This is a genomic window from Blattabacteriaceae bacterium, from assembly GCA_036390115.1.
In the GTDB taxonomy this organism is placed as follows: Bacteria; Bacteroidota; Bacteroidia; order Flavobacteriales; family Blattabacteriaceae; genus DASQPV01.
On record DASWCM010000003.1, the window covers coordinates 37,305 to 56,874 of the forward strand.

The 19,570-nt window shown below is 28.9% G+C and carries 18 protein-coding genes, 5 tRNA genes and 1 other RNA gene; 12 read left to right on the forward strand and 12 right to left on the reverse strand.

The features are described from left to right. Positions 1-16: 16 nt before the first annotated feature. Positions 17-781 carry an RNA methyltransferase gene (locus VF849_00380; GenBank protein HEX9232501.1) on the reverse strand — a complete coding sequence of 255 codons (765 nt, stop codon included), beginning with the start codon at positions 779-781 and terminating at the stop codon, positions 17-19. Continuing rightward, positions 741-1,847 (reverse strand): aspartate-semialdehyde dehydrogenase, encoded by a 1,107-nt coding sequence (locus tag VF849_00385; protein HEX9232502.1) that lies wholly within the window; start codon positions 1,845-1,847, stop codon positions 741-743. Before VF849_00385 ends, VF849_00380 begins: the two co-directional genes overlap by 41 nt. 245 nt (positions 1,848-2,092) lie before the next feature. On the opposite strand from VF849_00385, the gene VF849_00390 reads away from it, so the two are divergent. The 3 genes from VF849_00390 to VF849_00400 all read left to right on the forward strand — a co-directional run bounded on the left by VF849_00390 (position 2,093) and on the right by VF849_00400 (position 4,087). Continuing rightward, complete coding sequence (locus VF849_00390) at positions 2,093-2,353, forward strand: hypothetical protein (GenBank protein HEX9232503.1); 261 nt, start codon at positions 2,093-2,095, stop codon at positions 2,351-2,353. A gap of 34 nt (positions 2,354-2,387) precedes the next feature. Beyond that, positions 2,388-3,995: a peptidylprolyl isomerase gene (locus tag VF849_00395; protein HEX9232504.1), complete on the forward strand. Its 1,608-nt coding sequence runs from the start codon at positions 2,388-2,390 to the stop codon at positions 3,993-3,995. A 20-nt stretch (positions 3,996-4,015) separates the two neighbouring features. After that, positions 4,016-4,087 (forward strand) — tRNA-Phe (locus VF849_00400). Between the two features lie 5 nt (positions 4,088-4,092). On the opposite strand, the gene VF849_00405 is transcribed toward VF849_00400, so the two are convergent. Next, a tRNA-Asn gene (locus VF849_00405) sits at positions 4,093-4,166 on the reverse strand. 4 nt (positions 4,167-4,170) lie between these two features. Next, positions 4,171-4,552: a transfer-messenger RNA gene (ssrA, locus tag VF849_00410) on the reverse strand. A 19-nt stretch (positions 4,553-4,571) separates the two neighbouring features. Between ssrA and VF849_00415 the strand changes: the two genes are divergently transcribed. Further along, a complete protein-coding gene (locus VF849_00415) occupies positions 4,572-5,156 on the forward strand; it encodes a tetratricopeptide repeat protein (protein ID HEX9232505.1) in 585 nt (194 codons plus the stop codon). Between the two features lie 403 nt (positions 5,157-5,559). Here the strand turns inward: VF849_00415 and VF849_00420 are convergent. The 5 genes from VF849_00420 to VF849_00440 form a co-directional block, all read right to left on the reverse strand. Beyond that, positions 5,560-5,632, reverse strand: a tRNA-Arg gene (locus VF849_00420). 5 nt (positions 5,633-5,637) lie between these two features. Next, positions 5,638-6,210, reverse strand: coding sequence for an aminoacyl-tRNA hydrolase (gene pth, locus VF849_00425; protein ID HEX9232506.1), 573 nt, complete (start codon positions 6,208-6,210; stop codon positions 5,638-5,640). Positions 6,211-6,214: 4 nt separating this feature from the next. Continuing rightward, on the reverse strand, positions 6,215-7,150 hold the full coding sequence (locus VF849_00430) for an RluA family pseudouridine synthase (protein ID HEX9232507.1): 936 nt from the start codon (positions 7,148-7,150) through the stop codon (positions 6,215-6,217). A 107-nt stretch (positions 7,151-7,257) separates the two neighbouring features. Beyond that, positions 7,258-7,488, reverse strand: coding sequence for a ferredoxin (locus VF849_00435; protein ID HEX9232508.1), 231 nt, complete (start codon positions 7,486-7,488; stop codon positions 7,258-7,260). Then, the gene (locus VF849_00440; protein HEX9232509.1) at positions 7,476-8,720 is read right to left on the reverse strand and encodes a peptidase U32 family protein; all 1,245 of its coding nucleotides are present in this window, start codon (positions 8,718-8,720) and stop codon (positions 7,476-7,478) included. The genes VF849_00435 and VF849_00440 overlap by 13 nt, the downstream gene beginning before the upstream one ends. A 65-nt stretch (positions 8,721-8,785) precedes the next feature. Here VF849_00440 and leuS point away from each other — a divergent pair, with 65 nt between their 5' ends. Beyond that, positions 8,786-11,518 carry a leucine--tRNA ligase gene (gene leuS / locus VF849_00445; GenBank protein HEX9232510.1) on the forward strand — a complete coding sequence of 911 codons (2,733 nt, stop codon included), beginning with the start codon at positions 8,786-8,788 and terminating at the stop codon, positions 11,516-11,518. Between the two features lie 4 nt (positions 11,519-11,522). Here leuS and mnmG read toward each other — a convergent pair whose 3' ends face one another. Together mnmG and ybeY are read right to left on the reverse strand one after the other, a co-directional pair. After that, positions 11,523-13,382 carry a tRNA uridine-5-carboxymethylaminomethyl(34) synthesis enzyme MnmG gene (gene mnmG / locus VF849_00450; GenBank protein HEX9232511.1) on the reverse strand — a complete coding sequence of 620 codons (1,860 nt, stop codon included), beginning with the start codon at positions 13,380-13,382 and terminating at the stop codon, positions 11,523-11,525. After that, the gene (gene ybeY / locus VF849_00455) at positions 13,367-13,801 is read right to left on the reverse strand and encodes an rRNA maturation RNase YbeY (GenBank protein ID HEX9232512.1); all 435 of its coding nucleotides are present in this window, start codon (positions 13,799-13,801) and stop codon (positions 13,367-13,369) included. The genes mnmG and ybeY overlap by 16 nt, the downstream gene beginning before the upstream one ends. A 15-nt stretch (positions 13,802-13,816) precedes the next feature. On the opposite strand from ybeY, the gene rsmI reads away from it, so the two are divergent. Beyond that, positions 13,817-14,479 (forward strand): 16S rRNA (cytidine(1402)-2'-O)-methyltransferase, encoded by a 663-nt coding sequence (gene rsmI / locus VF849_00460; protein HEX9232513.1) that lies wholly within the window; start codon positions 13,817-13,819, stop codon positions 14,477-14,479. Here rsmI and VF849_00465 read toward each other — a convergent pair. Then, positions 14,478-14,548: transfer RNA gene (locus VF849_00465), tRNA-Cys, on the reverse strand. The genes rsmI and VF849_00465 overlap by 2 nt on opposite strands. Positions 14,549-14,630: 82 nt before the next feature. Between VF849_00465 and VF849_00470 the strand changes: the two genes are divergently transcribed. The 6 genes from VF849_00470 (at position 14,631) to VF849_00495 (ending at position 19,570) form a co-directional block, all read left to right on the forward strand. Further along, positions 14,631-14,707 (forward strand) — tRNA-Pro (locus VF849_00470). Positions 14,708-14,718: 11 nt separating this feature from the next. Next, complete coding sequence (locus VF849_00475; protein ID HEX9232514.1) at positions 14,719-15,408, forward strand: phosphoadenylyl-sulfate reductase; 690 nt, start codon at positions 14,719-14,721, stop codon at positions 15,406-15,408. 3 nt (positions 15,409-15,411) lie between these two features. Beyond that, positions 15,412-16,257 (forward strand): serine O-acetyltransferase, encoded by an 846-nt coding sequence (locus tag VF849_00480; protein HEX9232515.1) that lies wholly within the window; start codon positions 15,412-15,414, stop codon positions 16,255-16,257. After that, on the forward strand, positions 16,208-17,125 hold the full coding sequence (gene cysK, locus VF849_00485) for a cysteine synthase A (GenBank protein ID HEX9232516.1): 918 nt from the start codon (positions 16,208-16,210) through the stop codon (positions 17,123-17,125). Before VF849_00480 ends, cysK begins: the two co-directional genes overlap by 50 nt. After that, entirely contained in the window at positions 17,122-17,874 is a 753-nt protein-coding gene (gene cobA, locus VF849_00490; GenBank protein HEX9232517.1) for a uroporphyrinogen-III C-methyltransferase, read from the forward strand. Before cysK ends, cobA begins: the two co-directional genes overlap by 4 nt. A gap of 4 nt (positions 17,875-17,878) precedes the next feature. Beyond that, positions 17,879-19,570, forward strand: a complete 1,692-nt coding sequence (locus VF849_00495) for a flavodoxin domain-containing protein (protein ID HEX9232518.1) — start codon at positions 17,879-17,881, stop codon at positions 19,568-19,570.

Below are 19,570 nucleotides of genomic sequence, written 5' to 3' on the forward strand. Positions count from 1 at the left end.
TTATTCTTAGAATAGCTTAGAATGAACGTTGTCGAAGAATTTCAAAAAGAACTATAGCTGCTACATTACTTACATTCAGAGAATCCACATTTACATTCATTGGAATTTTTATAAGCTTTTCGGAAATTTCCATCCATATTTTAGATAGACCTTCTGCTTCATTGCCTATTACTAGAGCTAGTCCATCTCTAAAATAAACTTTATAAATGTTAAAGTATTTTTGTTGCAAAACTGTAGAAAAAATTTTTATTTTTTTTTTTCTTAAAAAGGATATTAGCCTATAAGAAGTTTCAACAAAAAAATTTGTAGTAAAAATACTACCTAAACTTGAGCGAATAATGTTAGGATTAAACGTATCTGTTTTTGGATTACAAAGAGCAATAGCATCAACAGATACAGCATTAGCAGTACGAAATATTGCTCCAATATTTCCTGGATTCTCAATACTTTCTAGAACTAGAATTAAAGGATAATCTTTCAACTTAAGAGTTTTTAAAAGCTTTTGTTTTTGGTTAAAAACTGCAATAATTCCTCCACTATTCTTTCTGTAAGCAATCTTTAAAAAAAATGCTGAACTAATTTCTGTAATTTTTTCAGAAAATTCTACTTTTCTTGTTTTAAGTATTTCTCTGCAAAGAAGAATTTTATCTGGAAGATATCCTCCTTTCAAGGCCATTTGAAACTCCTTAATTCCTTCAACAATAAATAATTTTTTTCTACTCCTTTCTCTACTTTTTTTTTTAAGGGATAATAACTCCTTCACCTTTGAGAGTTTTTTCATTTAAAAACTGATTATTGAATAAATATTCATAAATTTGTATGGCATTATTTGCAGCTCCTTTTAGCAAATTATCTGCTACAATCCATAAATTCAACGAATTCGTAGAATATCTTCGTATTCTACCAACAAATACTTCATCTTTTCCTTTAGATAAAATTGGCATAGGAAAATAACAATTTTCTGGACAGTTTTGAACAAGAATTCCTGGAGTATTTGAAAAAATATTTAGGATTTCATCTAAATAAATTTTATTTTTAAAATAAATGGTTACACATTCAGAATGTCCCCCTGTAATAGGAAGTCGTGCATTTGTAGCTGTTATAGAGATCCTATCCTCTTTTAGAATTTTTTTAGTCTCTCTTATTAGTTTAATTTCCTCTTTAGTGCATCCTCCTTCTTTTATAAGGTCACAATAAGGTAAAACATTTTTATATATTTGATGTTTATATATTTTTTCCACAAATTTTCCCAGAGATTCTTTTTCCAATTGATTCCTAGATTTTTTACCCGTTCCAGTTACAGATTGATAAGTTGAGATAACTAGTCTATGGGCTATATAGCGTTTGTGTAAAGGAGTTAAAATTATTAGCAATTGGATAGTTGAACAATTTGGGTTAGCAATAACCTTGTCTTTTTCTGAAATATCTCCTACATTTATTTCTGTAATTATAAGAAGCTTATTTGGATCCATACGCCACGCTGAAGAGTTATCAACTACAAAACTTCCATATTCTACAAAACGTAGAGCCCATTTTTTGGAAATTTCACATCCAGCGGATAATAGGGAGAAATAAGGGTTTAAAGAAATAACCTCCTCTAGGCTAAGAATTCTACAATGGGTATCTTTAAATTTAAAAGAGATTTCTTCTCCAAATCCAAAAGATTTTTTTGAAGCTACAGAAAGTACTTTTTTTCCAGAAATTTTCTTAAAAATTTTTAGCAATACCCGTCCAACAATTCCAGTTGCTCCAACCAAAGCTACTCTCATTTTGAGAATATTTATAGTTCCTCTAAAATACCAAAAAAATATAAAAAATGTATCTACTTTTTTGCTGATAAATTGCATAATTTTAAAATTATGAAAAAAATTATTATATTTTCAGACCCTTCTCCACAATTATTAAGCACTTAATTAAAATTTTTCCATAATTAGGTTTTTCTATTTATTGTACAACTCTTTCACCTAGAATTTCTGATAAAGATCAAGTATATTCTTCTGAAAGAAGAAGAAAAGCTTTTCTAAAAAAAATAAATCAGGGAGAATGGCCCAGGTATTTTATACGTCACTTTAAATAGTGAAATTGAAAGAATTTGGTATTTAGTGTAATTTTTGATCTAGATGTTAGAGTAGGTATGAATTTAATAAATAGGTTTTCCAAAAATTCCTTATCTATTTTTGGAAAAGTTCCTTCTTTTGAAGTTTTAAAAACTCGTATTAAAATGAGAAAAACAGAAAATTCGATATATTTATCTAAACGTTTAATTAAAGCTGAAAATGAAATTATTTACGCTAACTATTTTGATTTTATTATCATAAATAATGATCTTCAAAAGTCTAAGAAAGACTCATAAAATTTAGTCATAAATTTTCTAAAAACTAACTAGTATGAAAAATAAAAAAATGTCTTTATTTGGAAAGATTAGGGATCACTCCTTTTTTTTTATTGGATTGATTATTTTTTCTTTTATTTTTAATCCAAAAACTCTTTTAAATTTCTTTAGTTTTCATGCTGTTTTTAAAATTGATGGAAAAAAACTTCAAAATTTTTTGAAGTTAAAAAAAAAATTATACCCTACATCATTATATGATAAAATTTTACCTAAAATTAAGGAGGAAAAGCATATAATACAGAGTGCTAAAAAAATAGGAATCCAGTTTATGAATAAAGATTTTTGGAATTTTTTGTACAAAAAATCTTTATATAAACATATTACTCAATATAAAAAAAAAGAAGGGAGTTTCAATACTAAAAAATTTAAATATTATTTACTAAATAGTGGAAAGATTAAAAATCACGGGTTTGTTTGGTTTCAACAAAAACAAAATATTCATGATCAAATTTTGATTCATCAATATCTTGATATGTGTTTATGTGGATTAAATACAAAAAAATCATTTATTTCTAAGTCTAAGATAGTAGACTATCTTTACAAGAAAAAACAAAAAATTAGAGCTGATGAAATAGCAGATTATATGAAGGCAAATTCTTTTTTCTCCAATCTAGGAGATATTGAATTTTTTTTTATAAATTTTGCGAGGAAATTCTCTAAAATGGATTCTGAAATCAGAAAAAAACAAATGGAAAGTTTATTTTTTGAATTTAAAAAGGAAACTAAATATTTGATTAATTATCATTCTGATGTTTCTTATAATCCCATATATTATTCCTATAATTTTTTCCCATACTTTTTAAGAAACTTACTAAAAAATTCGAAAAGGGTAAGTTTTTTAACAAGGAAAAATTATTATCTTCTAGCAAAGATTACTGGAAAAAAAATGATATACGATTCAATACGTGCTAGTCATATTTTTATTGATCATAAAGGATCCTTTTCTAATACTTTTTTTTATTCTAAAAAACGAAGAAGTATAAAAGAATCTATAAAAAAAATAAATGAATTATTTTTTATACTAAAGAAAAAGCCAAAACTATTTAAAGCATTAGTTAAAAAAGAATCTTTTAAAAATAATGGATATCTAGGATTAGGATGGATCGATATAGGAGGGATAAAAAAAACGTCTGATTTTCAGAATTTTTTAATTGAAAATCCTAAAGGGAAAATAGGAGTTTTCGAAACACCGATTGGTTATCATATAATACGTATTGATGATAAAAGCCCTTTACGTCCATTTTATAAACTTTCTATTTTTCTTAAATACATTAATTCCTCAAAAAAAACTGATAAAACTCAGAACCAAAGAGTAAAAGAATTTATTCAAGAAAACGGAAAAGCTAATTTTAGTTTTTGTGCTAAAAACGCTAGAAAAAAAGGTTCTCAGGTGAAAACTAAGATTGATTCTACAATATTAGATTTATATTCTGAAATTATACAATGGTCTTTTGATAAAAAAAGAAAATTAGGAGAATTTAAAGTTTTTTTAAACTCTAGCTACATTATTGCTCGGATTTCATCTCTATCTAGAGTTAGTGTTAAAAATGAGGTAAAAAAAATTATAAAAAATAAAAAAATAGCTAAAAATTTTAAAAAATAGATGGATAAGAGAATATTTCTGGTATCTTAGCTCAGATGGTAGAGCTCTGGACTGAAAATCCAGGCGGCCCGGTTCGATACCGGGAGTTACCACAGAGCTCCTCAAGCTGGTTTCGAACCAGCGACCTCTTACTTAACAGGCAAGTGCTCTATCCAACTGAGCTACTGAGGAGTTATTGTGGAGCTGGCGGGTATCGAACCCGCGTCCAAACAAACAATGCCTAAGCTTTCTACATACTTATCCGAATTTTATTTCATCCATAAATCGAATGTCGGAGATCGAATCTTTATGGTATAACTTCTATTTTTTCAGAAATCTTAGAAGTATCTGATTTCCTATCCTTGTTTTTTTTCTTATCTTCTTTCAGAAGAAACAAGGAACGACTTCTGATAGAAGATATCCCGCTCTACCATCAATGGCAGATAAAATTAAGCAGCGAGAGCGTAATTTTCGTTTCCGTTTCTCATTTAGTAAGAACAGATTAACGTGTATTACTTACTTAACACGGTATGCTTACACTCAAGCAGAAATTTTGCTGTCAAATCCATATCAGCCCCAATAAATTTAATTTATGGTATGGATATTAAGAAATTAGTTTTAGGTATAGGATATTTTCTCTGCATATTACATGCCATTTTGCTTCAAAAAGAAGCAAGGGAAATGCTTTTTTATCCTAGACAACTTTTTATTAAAAACTACATAAATAAATCCTATATAGGATTTATTGATATTGTTAATATATTTCCTAAAACTAAATCAGGTAACATTGCTAAATTTTACGCTGGTGTTTGTTCCTATAAATTAAGAAAGTATAAAAAAGCAATAAAATTTTTCAAAGCTTTTTCATCTAAAGATAAACTGCTTTCAGCCATAAAATATGGTATTATAGCGGATTCTTTTGTAGAATTAAAAAAGAACGAAAGAGCGATACAATACTATATTAAAGCAGTTTATAAGAGAAATAATAAATTCACTACTCCATTTTATATTCGTCAAGTTGCTATTATTTACTTGAGTATAAATAAATATAAAGAATCTAAAAGAAATTTTTATAGAATCATAAATAAATATCCAACTTCTCCTTTTGTAAAAGATATAGATACATATTTATCCATGATAAATAAGATATTACAAATCTATGAAACTAGAAGAGTATTCTAAAAAGTTTTTTAAATTTGTAATTATTCTATCTAAATGGAATGAATCTGTTACGAGATACCTTTATAAAAATGTTTTTAACACTTTAGTTTATCTTGGATAGTTGGGAGACAACTGGAAGCTTTGAATTAATCTATGCTAGAGATAAAATATGTAGCAATTCCGAATTGGATTCTCTAATTTTAATCCCTATTAAAGGGGGAAACTGAATATTTTAAGTTCATATGTAAATCTTTATTACAAGGAATAAAAAATATTAATATTGTATATGAGACTCCTGTAATTCTTTGTATTTTAAACTATGAAAATAAAAAATATAAAAATTGTAAATAGAGGAATTGAATCTGCGAAAACAGCCATAAAAATGGCTTGTTTAAAAAACATCTTAAACAATTAAAACAAAAAGAAGCCTCGAAGGGACTTGAACCCCCACCATAGGAATCGGAATCCCACGTTCTATCCAGTTAAACTACGAGACCTAATCTTAAATTTTCCAACTATTACAACTGTTTATTGTTCTTTTTCTACCATTTAAAATGAAACTAAATACAACTTCCTTAGCTCTTCTTAAATAAAGAGGAAGTTTTATTATTTCAATATCTGTCCATTTTCCTAAAACATAATCTATTTGACCTACTTTTGGAAATTTCTTTCCAATACCAAATCTAAGACAGGCGTAGTTAGAAGTATTTAAAATATTTTGAATGTTTTTTAATCCATTATGCCCCCCACTGCTACTTCTATATTTAAGCCGCAAAACTCCAAAATCTAAATGGAGATCATCCGTTATTACTAAAATTTTTTCGAAAGAAATATTCTCCTTTTCCAGCCATAAGTTTACGGCTTTTCCACTCAAATTCATAAATGTAGAAGGTTTTAATAAAAAAATATTATTTTTTTCAAAATAAAATTGAGCAACAAATCCTAATCTTTTCATATTAAAAACTGCTAAATGAAATTTCGAAATTTCATTTAGTATTTTAAATCCTATGTTATGCCTTGTATTAGCGTATTTATCTCCAACATTTCCTAATCCAACAACGAGAAATTTTTCCATACTTTTATAACCCCCTACATTTCTTCAATAAATGAAGAAAATCTTTAGAAAGATCGCACTCAAAATGAAGATATTTTCCACTTTTTGGATGTGCAAATCCTAAATAATTTGCATGTAAAGCTTGTCGCGGGCAAATCTCGAAACATTTTTCTAAAAAAATTTTATGCTCTTTAGAAATTTTCTTAAAAATTTTATCTCCACCATATCGTGGATCATTGAAAATTGGATGACCTAAAAACTTTAAATGAGTCCTAATTTGATGTGTCCTACCCGTTTCTAAATGACAAGAAATAAAAGTAACATATCTAAAATTTTCTAATACTTTATAATGTGTTACTGCATTTTTTCCTCTACTTCCATCAGGAAAAACCATCATCTTTTTGCGATGATTAGGATTTCTCCCAATGTTTCCAACAATTCTTCCTTTTTCCTTAGAAAGGTTACCACATACAATAGCAAGATATTCTCTTTGTATTTTATGATAAAAAAATTGTTTCATTAACTGTTCCAAACTATTATTATTTTTTGCAACAACAAGTAAACCAGATGTATCCTTATCTATTCTATGTGCTAATCCAAAACGATAAGTATCTTTGTTCAGATGATATTTTAAAGCATTAACTAAGGTACCTTTGGTATTTCCTATACCAGAATGAACCGCCATTCCAGGTGGCTTATTTACTACGATGATTTCTTTATCTTCATAAATAATATTTAAAGTAACATTTTCTGATTTCATTTCTTGTTTTAAATTCATTAAAACGCTTACTCTATCAGAGTACTTTACTAGAAAGCTAGGTTTAACAGGTTTTTCGTTTATCCAAATAGCAGAATTTTGGATTTTTCTTCTAGAGATATTTTTAATAAAATTAGTCAAAAATTTATCAACCCTAACTTTGCCATGTTCCTTTTCTACTATAAATTTTATATGTTTGTACATATGGTTCCTAAATTAAGAAGCCTAAGATAAAGATATTCACAGATAAAGTATAAAAAATTCCTTTATACTCATGTATTATCTATTTGTTTAGCTTTTTTAACCTTTTATCAGAATTTTTTTATAGTAATAATACCTACTGGACAAACTCTTGAAGCTTTTTTGTAACTTTCGAAAGAAAAGTAACAAGATTTTTTTAAAACAAAAAAGCCATTCTTATCTATTGAATGCAATAAAACGGATTTTCCGTCTTTTTTAGAAATTCTGAAATATTCTGGAGCTAATTCTGAACAATAATTACATCCAATACATTTATTTCTTTGTAATGTTATGATATACATTCCGTATTCACTAATTTATAAAGTTTATCTGAAGAACGAATTTTAAAATTCAAAGGAATAGTACATACCTGACCCTTAACAACTATATCTGATAAGGAATCATTAACCATAATAGAAAGAACTTCAACTTCTTTTACCCCTGTAATAGGTCCTGTTACTAGGATTCTATCCCCAACTTTTACCTTACTAGCTTCAATAGAAAATTCGCCTATCCTTGCCTTTGAATAATAATGACGACCTTTACCAAGAAAGATCTTTTTTCTTGTAGCTAGTGATCCACTAATTTTAGACCATTCTCCAAGTTTTTGGCCAAGGTAATACCCTCCCCAAAATCCACGATTATAAACTGATTTAAGCCGTTTAGTAAAATACATAACCTTTTTTATATCAAAATTTCCTTGATATAAAAAATCTATCGCTTTTCGGTAACAAGTTGTTACCACAGCTACATATTCAGGGGATTTTCCCCTGCCTTCTATTTTAAGAACTTTAATGCCAGATTCAATAATTTTATCTAAAAAATGGATAGTACAAAGATCCTTTGTAGACAAAAAATATTCGTTATTAATATCTATTTTAAACCCGCTTTCCTTCTCAAGGAGAGTATATTTCTTACGACAATTATGTGAACATGCACCTCTATTAGCTGAAGAATTTCTAGAATGCAAACTTAAGTAGCATTTTCCAGAAACAGCCATACAAAGTGCACCATGACAAAAAATCTCAATTCTTATTAATTTTCCAGAAGGACCTTTTATTTTATATTTTTCAATTTTATAGACAATTTTTTTAATTTGATTAAGACTTAACTCTCTACTTAAAACGATAGTATCTGCAAATGAAGAGTAAAATTTTACTGTTTCAATATTAGTTACATTTAATTGTGTAGATATGTGAACTTCCATTCCTATTTTATAGGCGTATAAAATTACCGCTTGATCCAATGCTATAATTGCGTTTATCCCAGATTCATAAGCTTTATCAGATAATTTTTTAATAATAGAAAGGTCATGATCATAGATAATTGTATTTAGTGTTAAATAACAACGGATACCTTTTTTCTTACAAATTTTTCCAACTACTGGAAGATCATTTATGGAAAAATTTGCAGAAGATCTAGCTCTCATATTAAGATGATCTACACCAAAATAGATAGAATCAGCCCCAGAGTCAATAGCTGCTCTGAGAGATTCAAAATCTCCAACAGGAGCCATAAGTTCTATTTTTTCCATAAAATTTATTATTGTCTTATATAAAGTCAATAAATTATAACTAGGATTAATTAAATTTGCAGATAATGAAATACGATTTCAAAGAAATTGAAAGTTTTTGGCAAAAATATTGGAAAAAACATCAGACATTTAAGACTGAAGAAAACTTTAAAAAGTCCAAATATTACATTTTAGACATGTTTCCCTATCCTTCTGGATCTGGATTACATGTTGGACATCTTTTAGGGTACATTTCTTCTGATATCTACGCTAGATATCAACGTTTGGAAGGTTTCAATGTTCTTCACCCAATGGGTTTTGATTCTTTTGGATTACCTGCTGAACAATATGCTATTCAAACTGGAAAACATCCTGAAAAAACAACAGAGATTAATATCTGTCGTTATAAAAACCAACTTTCCCGACTTGGTTTTTCTTTTGACTGGAGCAGAGAATTAAAAACAAGTGATCCTTCTTATTACCATTGGACGCAATGGATTTTTATAAAACTTTTTAATTCATGGTACGACCATAAAATGGAAAAAGCTAGACAAATTAATGAATTGATCAACATTTTTGAAAAAGAAGGAAATATTGACATAAAAGCTTCAGAACCATCAAAAATTTTATTTTCAAATAAGGAATGGGCAAAATTTACTACAAAAAGTAAAGAGAAAATTTTGCTTAACTATCGCTTAGCTTATAGAGATAAAGCGATAGTTAATTGGTGTCCTGATTTAGGAACCGTATTAGCTAACGATGAAGTGAAAAACGGAAAAAGTGAACGTGGGGGATATCCAGTTTATCAAAGAGAAATGATACAGTGGAGGATAAGGATTACGGCTTATGCTGAAAGACTTTTAAAAGGACTTGAGAATCTTTTATGGCCAGATTCTCTCAAAGAATCTCAAATAAATTGGATAGGAAAATCCTATGGAACAAGGATAAATTTTCCAACTATAGATGGGGATAATATTGAAATCTTCACTACAAGACCAGAAACAATTTTTGGGGTTAGTTTCCTTGTTTTAGCTTCGAAACATCATTTTATAGAGAAAATAACTAACTCTGAGTTAAAAAACTATATTGAAAAGACGAAAGAAAGAAATGAATTAGCAGGAGTATTTTCTGGTTATCATGCTTTGCATCCTATTACTGGGTATAAATTACCTATTTACGTGAGTGAATATGTACTAGGTAAATATGGAACAAGTGCTATAATGGCAGTTCCTGCTCTAGACAAACGAGATTATAAATTTGCTCAAAAATTTGGATTAAAAGTTTTGAAGGTACTTTCTTCAAATGTAAAATGTATAAAATCAGGTTTCCTCACAGGATTACCTGTAGAAAAAGCTACTAAAATAGTTCTAGAAAAAATAGAGGAAAAAAAAATAGGAAAATTTAGTATAAATTATCGTTTGAGAGATTCAGTTTTTTCCAGACAAAGATACTGGGGTGAGCCTATTCCAATTTTTTACAAAGAAGGGGAAGTTTTAAAGTCTATTCCTGAAGAAAAATTACCTTTGCGATTACCATTTATAAATAAATTTACACCTAAAGAAAGTGTAAATCCTCCATTAAGGAGAGCTAAAACTTGGGCTTGGGATGAAGATAAAAAAAAAATATCAAATCTAGACTATAAAAGAACATTTCCTATTGAAACAAGCACTATGCCAGTATGGGCAGGATCTAGTTGGTATTTTTTACGATTTATGGATTCTAAAAACGAAAAAGAATTCGTAGGAAAAAAGTATGAAAGATATTGGAAGAATGTTGATCTTTATATTGGAGGTGCAGAACATGCAACTGGTCATTTGCTTTATGCGAGATTTTTTCAAAAATTTCTTAAAGATTATGCTCTAGTAAGTGAGGAGGAACCCTTCAGAAAAATAATAAACCAAGGAATGATTTTGAGTAGATCAGCTTTTGTAAGCCGATTAAAAGGAACAAATAAATTTATTTCTGAAGGGTTAATTGGTCAGAATAAAAATATTCAAAAATTAACGGTTGATATTCGTTTACTTAAAACAAATAATATTCTGGATATAGAAAAATTTAAAAATTGGAGAAAAGAGTTTATTACTTCTGATCTTATTTTAGAAAATGGAAAATTTTTCTGCCAAAGGCAGGTGGAAAAAATGTCTAAATCCAGATTTAATGTAGTTAATCCTGATACAATTTGCGAAATATATGGAGCAGATACTTTACGTCTGTATGAAGTATTTCTTGGACCAATTGAACAAACAAAAAACTGGAATCTACAAGGAATAAACGGAGTCCACCAATTTATAAAAAAATTTTGGAAACTATTTCTCCATAATGGAGCATTTATCTCTCTTATAGAGGAGCCTCCTTCACAGGAAGAATATAGAGTTTTACACAAAACCATAAAAAAAGTTAGAGAAGATATAGAAAATTTTTCTTTTAATACTTCAGTTACTGCTTTTATGATTGCGGTAAACTTTTTAAGTGAACGTAGATGTTCCAAGCGCTCGGTATTAGAACCAATCGTAATCCTCCTTTCTACTTTTGCTCCTCATATTGCAGAAGAAATATGGAAGAAATTAGGACATGAAAAATCTATTAGTTTTGCTAAACTCCCTAAGTATGATGTAAAATATCTCTCAGATGAGGCTATTGAATATCCTATACTATTCAATGGAAAGTTAAGATTTAAAATTTTCTTTTCAAGGGTAGCTTCTACATCTGAAATTAAAGAAAAAGTACTAAATAACCCTAAGACAAAAAGATATTTGAACGGAAATATCTTGAAAAGAATTTTTATAATTAATAAAAAAATAATAAATCTTGTTACATAAAAGATTAAAAAGTCAAGTGAATCAGCAAAATATTTATCTCCACTGGAGAGATACCACTAATTCTAGAAACTTGTCCCATAGAATATGGACGATGTTTCATTAATTTTTCTCTAGCTTCTGAAGATAAAGATTTTATTTTTTGGTAATTAAAATGCTCAGGGATTTTTATATTCTCTAAACGAGATAATTTTTCAGCGTTTTTCTTTTCTCTATCAATGTATACTTTATATTTTATTAGTATTGATGTTTGCTCTAAAATTCTTTCTTCGAAAATTTTTTTTTTAACGAATTTTTCCAAATCTGGAATAAATAAAATATCTTGAATATTTATCTCTGGACGAGAGAGAAATTTATTTGCATTTAAAGAATGATTAATTTTAGGAGAATTTTTCTTACTTAGAATTAAGTTTGCAAATTTCTTGGTTATGTTAAAATTTTTTAAAAAATTAAAGGATTTTTCTAGTTTCCGAACTTTTTTTTCTACTAAACGCATTCTTTGCGAATCAGCTAATCCTATCCTATAGGAAAGGTGCGTAAGTCTTTCATCAGCATTATCTTGCCTTAGTAAAATACGGTGTTCAGCTCTAGCAGAAAACATTCTATAAGGTTCTTCGGTTCCTTTAGTAATAAGATCATCTATCAATACGCCAATATAGGCTTCATTTCGTTTTAAAACGAAAGAATCTTTTTCATTAGTCTTTAAATGAGCATTAATTCCAGCCATTATTCCCTGAGCAGCTGCTTCTTCATATCCAGTTGTTCCATTAATCTGGCCTGCAAAAAATAGATTATTAATTTTTTTGGTTTCTAAAGTAGATTTTAACTGAGTTGGTGGAAAATAGTCATATTCGATAGCATAACCTAATTTTAGAATCTTAACTGATTCAAACCCAGTAATTTTTTTCAAAGCCATGTATTGAACTCTCTCAGGCAAAGAAGTCGAAAATCCATTAATGTATACTTCATTTGTATCCCATCCTTCAGGTTCTACAAAAATTTGATGATGTTCTTTGTTAGAAAAACGATAAACTTTATCTTCAATAGAGGGACAATATCTAGGACCTAGACTTTTAATAGTTCCATTAAATATTGGGGATTGGTTAAAATTAGATTGTAAAATTTTATGTACATCAGTATTTGTATAAGTGATATAACAACATCGTTGATTTTTTAACCTTGGAGTCTCCAGATAAGAAAACTTTCCTGGAGGCTCATCTCCTAGTTGAGGATTCATTTTAGAAAAATCTAAAGAACGACCATCAATTCTAGGAGAAGTTCCTGTCTTCATTCTTCCTGAAAAGAATCCCAGGTTTTTTAATTGTTCTGTAATATTTATTGAGGAAGATTCGCTGAATCTTCCTCCATTAATTTTTTTTTTTCCTATGTGGATAATTCCATTCAAAAAAGTACCGTTTGTTAAAATAACGGATTTAGCTTGAATTTCAAGACCAAGTAAAGTTTTTACTCCAATAACTCGTTCTCTTTTTAGTATAAGATATACTACCATATCTTGAAAAAGTTCCAACATAGGAATCTTTTCTAAAATCCTTCTCCATGTTTCAGAGAAACGTTTTCTATCAGATTGAGCTCTAGGACTCCATACAGCAGGTCCCTTGGATCTGTTAAGCATTCTAAATTGGATCATTGTGGAATCCGTAACTATTCCTAACTGGCCTCCCAAAGCATCAATCTCTCTGACAATTTGCCCTTTTGCGATTCCCCCAACTGCTGGATTGCAGGACATTTGTCCTATTGTTTGTAGATTCATACTTATTAGTAACACCCTAGATCCCATTAGAGCAGCTGAAGCAGCTGCTTCAGCTCCAGCGTGACCTCCTCCAACTACAACTACGTCGTAAAACATAAATTATTATGAATAAAATTCAGATAAAAATTTTCTTTTCTTCGCATTATACTTTTTTGTGATTTTGTTTTGTCTTTGTATCCAAGAAGATGCAATAAAGAATGAACCATAACGCGTATTAGCTCAATTTGAACATCTTGTTTCCACATAAATGCGTTTTCCATTAATCGTTCCACGCTAATAAAAGAATCTCCATAGATTGAAAATTTACTAGAAGAATACCCAAAAGTGATTACATCAGTATAATTATCGTGTTTAAGAAATTTGAAATTTAGTTTCAAAATAAATTGGTCGTTGCAAAAAATATAATTGAGATAATTGACTTTTTTACCCTCTTTTTTTGCTATATTTTGAATCCATCTACTAATTAACCTTTTATTTTTTAGTTGAAAATTTGTTTCAAAAAAATATCGAATCATTAAATTTTTTTGGCAATGTTGTATATTATTCCAACACCTATAGGAAATTTTGAAGATCTTACATTTAGATCTTTACGTATTCTTAGAGAATCTGAATTAATCTTAACGGAAGATACTAGAACATCAAAGAAACTATTAAATCATTATAAAATTAAAACTCCCCTAATGGGGTATCATTCGTATAATGAATATAAAATTTATACTAAAATACTTAAACTAATTAAGAAAGATAAAATCTCCTTGATTTCTGATTCTGGAACTCCGGGAATTTCTGATCCAGGATATCTTATTATCCGAGAATGTCTAAAATTAGGAATTGATGTAGAATGTTTACCTGGTTCGACAGCTATCATTCCAGCATTAGTTCAATCAGGACTTTCTATTCAAGAATTTACGTATCTTGGATTTCTACCCCCCAAAAAAGGAAGAAAATCCAAAATAGAAGTTCTTTCAAAAGAAAAAAGAACATTAATTTTATACGAGTCACCTCATAAACTTTTAAAGACTCTTAAAGAGTTACAAAATTTTTTAGGTTCAGAAAGATATTTGGTCCTCTGTAGAGAAATTTCAAAAAAGTTTGAAAAAAAACTTAGAGGAAGTTTAAGGGAAATTATTATCTATTTTGAGAATAACACTCCTATAGGAGAATTTGTGTTAGTTTTAGAAGGATTGAGATAGGCACTAAGCGGATTCGAACCGCTGTGGAAGGTTTTGCAGACCTCTGCCTAGCCACTCGGCCACAGTGCCGTTATAAAATCAATATACAACTTATTTTTCGAAGTTTCCACTCCATTTAACTTTCTTCTACACATTTTCCAGTTTTTCGTTTCGGGGTGTAGCTCAGTCTGGTTTTAGAGTGCACATCTGGGGGGTGTGGGGTCACTGGTTCGAATCCAGTCACCCCGACACGAAGAATTATGTTCTGTTTACCCAGAAAAATAGCTAAAAATCTTAAAATTAAGGATTTTCTTAAATTTTTATCCAAAAAATTTACAGGTCAAGCTGTTTTTTCTACAAGTTTTAGTATGGAAGATCAAATCATTACTCATATAATTTTTGATAAAAAAATACCAATAAAGATATTTACTATTGATACAGGGCGTTTACTTCCTGAGACATATAAAGTCTGGAGTTCTACTAATAAACTTTATAAAAACTGTATTTTAGCATACTATCCTAAGTACGAAAATATTGAAAAATCTATTTTAGAAAACGGACCTAATGCTTTTTATGAATCTTTAGAAAAAAGAAAATTATGTTGCTTCATAAGAAAAATAGAGCCTATAAAAAGAGCTTTTTTAGGAAAATTACTTTGGATAACTGGTTTGCGAATTTCACATTCTACTTCCAGAAAGTCTTTAGACTTTCTAGATTGGGATAATTCCCAACATTTAATTAAATACAACCCACTTTTAAAGTGGATTCCTATCCAGGTCAAAGAATTTACAAAAATTCATTATTTGCTTTATAATTCTTTACATGATAAGGGGGGGATTAGTCTCGGATGTTATCCGTGTAGTAAAACTATTCACATTTTTAGCTCCATAAGAGCTGGACGGTGGTGTTGGGAAAAAAAAATGGGGAAAGAATGTGGATTGCATGCTTAAAAAATGAGAGAAAATTTACATTCCTTATTAAAATACTCTTTTAAAGGCAGAAAATATTTCTTTAATTTTTCTTATCAAAAGGAGATATTTTCTTTATTTGAAGAAATATTTAACTTTTTGTTTAATCGTTCCCCATTTATTATTGAAAAAAGTATTTTTAGAGAATTTTGGAAAAAAATGAATAAACGTTTTTGTAAAATTCTCTCAAAAATATATAAAAATACATTAAAATGTAAATTTATTAGTCAAAAATTTTTAGAAAAAATTCCGAATATTTATGAAAAATTAATTTTTGATGCTAAAGCTATATCTCAATTTGATCCTGCAATAGATATTCTTGAAGAAATTTTTCTTTCTCATTCAGGATTTTTTGCTATTGCTTTTTATCGTTTTTCCCATGAATTGTGGAATCAAAAAATTCCATTGATTCCTAATATTATTTATAATTTTACTCGTAGTAAAACAGGTATGGAAATTAATCCAGAGGCCTGTATAGGAAAGTATTTGGTAATTGATCATGGAAGTGGGATTGTTATTGGATCGAGTAGCTGTATAGGAAATCATGTAAAAATTTATCAAGGGGTGACTCTTGGAGCTATTAAAGTAAAGAAAAGCTTGGCTAATAAAAAAAGGCATCCAACTATTGAAGATAATGTAATTATTTATGTAGGATCTATCATCTTGGGGGGGGAAACTGTTATAGGGAATAACAGTATTATTGGAGGAAAAAGCTGGATTACAGAGAGTATTCCCCCATTTTCTATAGTTTCTCAAAAAAGTATTATAAAAATACGTATTAATGAAATTGCAAAGCATTTTGCAAACAGTAGGAAGAACTCCTCATGTTAGAATTAATAGGCTTTTTCCTAAAGAACATGAGGTTTGGATCAAGCTTGAAAAAAATAATCCAAGTAATAGCATTAAAGATCGTATCTCCATAGCTCTTATTGAAGAAGCTGAAAAAAATAAATTTCTAAAAAAAGATAGTATCATTGTGGAGCCTACTTCAGGAAATACTGGAATATCATTATCTATGGTTTCTGCTGTTAAAGGATACCGATTAATTCTGGTAGTACCAGAATCTATGAGTATTGAAAGACGTTATATTATGTCGACTTTTGGAGCTGAATTAGTCTTAACCTCAAAAGAAAAAGGGATGAAAGGAGCTTTAGAAAAAGCTAAAGATCTTTATGAATCCATACCAAACGCCTGGATGGCGAAGCAATTTAATAATAAGTTAAACATTTATGTACATAAAAAAAAAACAGCACGAGAAATACTAGATGATTTTTCTGAAGGTTTTGATTATTTCATAACTGGAGTTGGCACTGGGGGTCATATTATGGGAATAACTGAAATTCTTAAAAAGAGATTCCCTAATATGAAAATTATTGCAGTTGAACCTAAAGAATCTGCTGTTATATCAGGGAATATTTCCGAGCCACATGAAATTCAAGGAATTGGAGCTGGGTTTGTTCCAGATATTCTAGATATCAATATTCTAGACGAAATATTTACAGTAAGTAAAGAAGAAGCTTTTGAATATGCAAAAAGGGCAGCTAAAGAAGAAGGACTTTTTGTTGGTATTTCTACTGGAGCAGCATTGGCTGCTGTAAATAAAAAGATTTCAGAAATTTTAAAACCTTCAAAATTTTTGACTATTAATTATGACACGGGAGAAAGATATCTCTCAGTAGAGAGTCTTTTTAAAGAATGAGAATAGGTAAAGTGATTTTAACTTCTTCTGGTTCTGGAGATCCAGAATCTATCACATTGAAAACCTTTCGTTATATGCGAAATACGGATATTGTCTTAACTGATCGATTAGTTAGCCAAGATATATTAAAATATTATCTTAATCCAGCTTCTCAAGTTCTTCATGTAGGAAAAGAATGTGGAAATAAAAAATCTATATCTCAAACGTATACTAATGATTTGATGGTTAGGAATGCCTTAAAAGGAAAACTTGTCCTTCGCATTAAGGGAGGGGACGTTTCTATATTTTCTAATATTATTGCTGAGTTAGATGTGTTAATCCAATGCCATATTCCTTATGAAATAATACCTGGAGTAACTTCAGCATTCGTTTCTTCTGCAAGCTTCGGAATTCCTTTAACTGCGAGGGGGTATTCTTCTGGAATTCGTTTCCTTACATATCATCACCAGAATCTAATTCAAGATTTTCAATGGAAAGCTCTTTCAGAGACTGAAGACACTTTAGTTTTTTACATGATAAAAAATATCGATAAACTTATAAAATATCTTCTAAAATATGGAATTTCTAGTGGTAAAAAGTTAGCAATAATTGAACAAGCTGGAACCCCCTCGCAATATATGAGAACAAATTACTTGCAGCAACGAAAAATTAAAAAAAAAAGGAGTACTCCTTACTTGGCCATAATAGGAAGGGTTGTAAAATTCCACAGATATTTTCAGTGGGTTACTAAAAACTTTTCTAGAGGCTAGGGATATGCTAAATAAAACTTTTCTTAAATTGGTTTTAAATTCTTCAAAAGAGGAAATTATTTGGATGCATGGATATCTTTCTGGATTTCTAGACCATCATTTTTTATCTTTCTCCTTAAACAAGGGTTATTTAGATGATGATTCTTATCCTAAAAAGATAAAGATAACATTAGCTTATGGAAGTGAAAGTGGAAATTCCAAGAAACTTGCAATAGAATTTTCTAGTAAGATAAAATCTTCTGGTTTTCAAGTAAAACTTACTAATTTAGATAATTATAGAGTTAGTGATTTTGAAAAAGAAACTTATTTTTTTGTAATTATTAGCACCTATGGAGATGGAGAGCCTCCTGATTCAGCTAAAGATTTTTTTAATTTATTATTAAATAAGAAATCTCCAGAACTTCATCATATTAAATATGCTGTTTTAGCTCTTGGAGATAGATCATATACTCTTTTCTGCAAAGCAGGAGAAGATCTAGATTCTCATTTAGAATCACTAGGTGCCCAACGTTATCTTCCCTTAAAAAAGTGTGACGTAGATTTTTATGAAGAAGCTAAAGAATGGATGGTCACACTTTTAAGTAAAATTAAATTTTTTTCCCAAAAAAAGTTTATTGAAAAATTCAATAAAGAAAAAAAGTATGGAACAAATTTTTTTTTTGGAAAAGTCCAAACTAATATTATTTTGAATGATATAGGTTCAGAAAAACAAACACATCACATAGAAATTTCTTTAAACAAAGAAGAACTTCGTTCTAAAGTTGGAGATGCTTTAGGAGTTTTTCCAGAAAATCCTTTAGATGTTGTCGAAGATATTATAAAAATAAGTAATATAAAATTTAATAAAAATATTAAACATCCCGTTGTTGGAAATGTATCTATTTTTACGCTCTTAAAGAAGCGACTAAATATTTTTTTCTTACCTAAAAGAATAGTAAAAAAATATGCGGAACTTATCCAAAAGGATATCCCGAATATGCGAATGGATTTTTTAGATATTCTAAAGAATTTCCCCTTAATAGAACCTGAAAAAATAGAAACATTTATCAAAATATTAGAACCAATCATTCCTAGATTATATTCCATTTCTTCATCTCCTGAAGCCCAGGATGGAGAAATCCATTTAACTGTAGAAAAGAATATATTTTTACATAAAGGAAAAATAAGATATGGTATATGCTCTAATCAGCTTTCCTTATTAAAGAAAGGAGATAATTTAAAATTTTATATAAAACCCAATAATTTTTTTAAACTACCACCTAATGATAAAGATATTATTCTTATTAGCGCAGGTACAGGATTTTCCCCTTTTCGAGCTTTCTTGCTGGAAAGGGAAATAACAGCATCTTCTGGAAGAAACTGGCTGTTTTTTGGTAACAGGAGTTTTGAAACGGACTTCTTATATCAAACTGAAATTAAATTTTGGGTAGAAATAGGTATTCTTAATAGAGTGAATTTAGCTTTTTCTAGAGAAAAAAAAATTTATGTCCAACAAAAAATGTGGAAATACAAAACTAAATTTTTTGAGTGGATAGATTCAGGTGCGTACTTATATGTTTGTGGTAAAAAAAAACCTATGAGTTTAGAGGTGGAAAAAACGATCTTCAATATTATTGAAGAAAAAAAAGGAGAATTTTCTAAGATTTATTTTAACCGTTTAAAAGAAAGGGGACATTATTTAAAAGACGTTTATTGA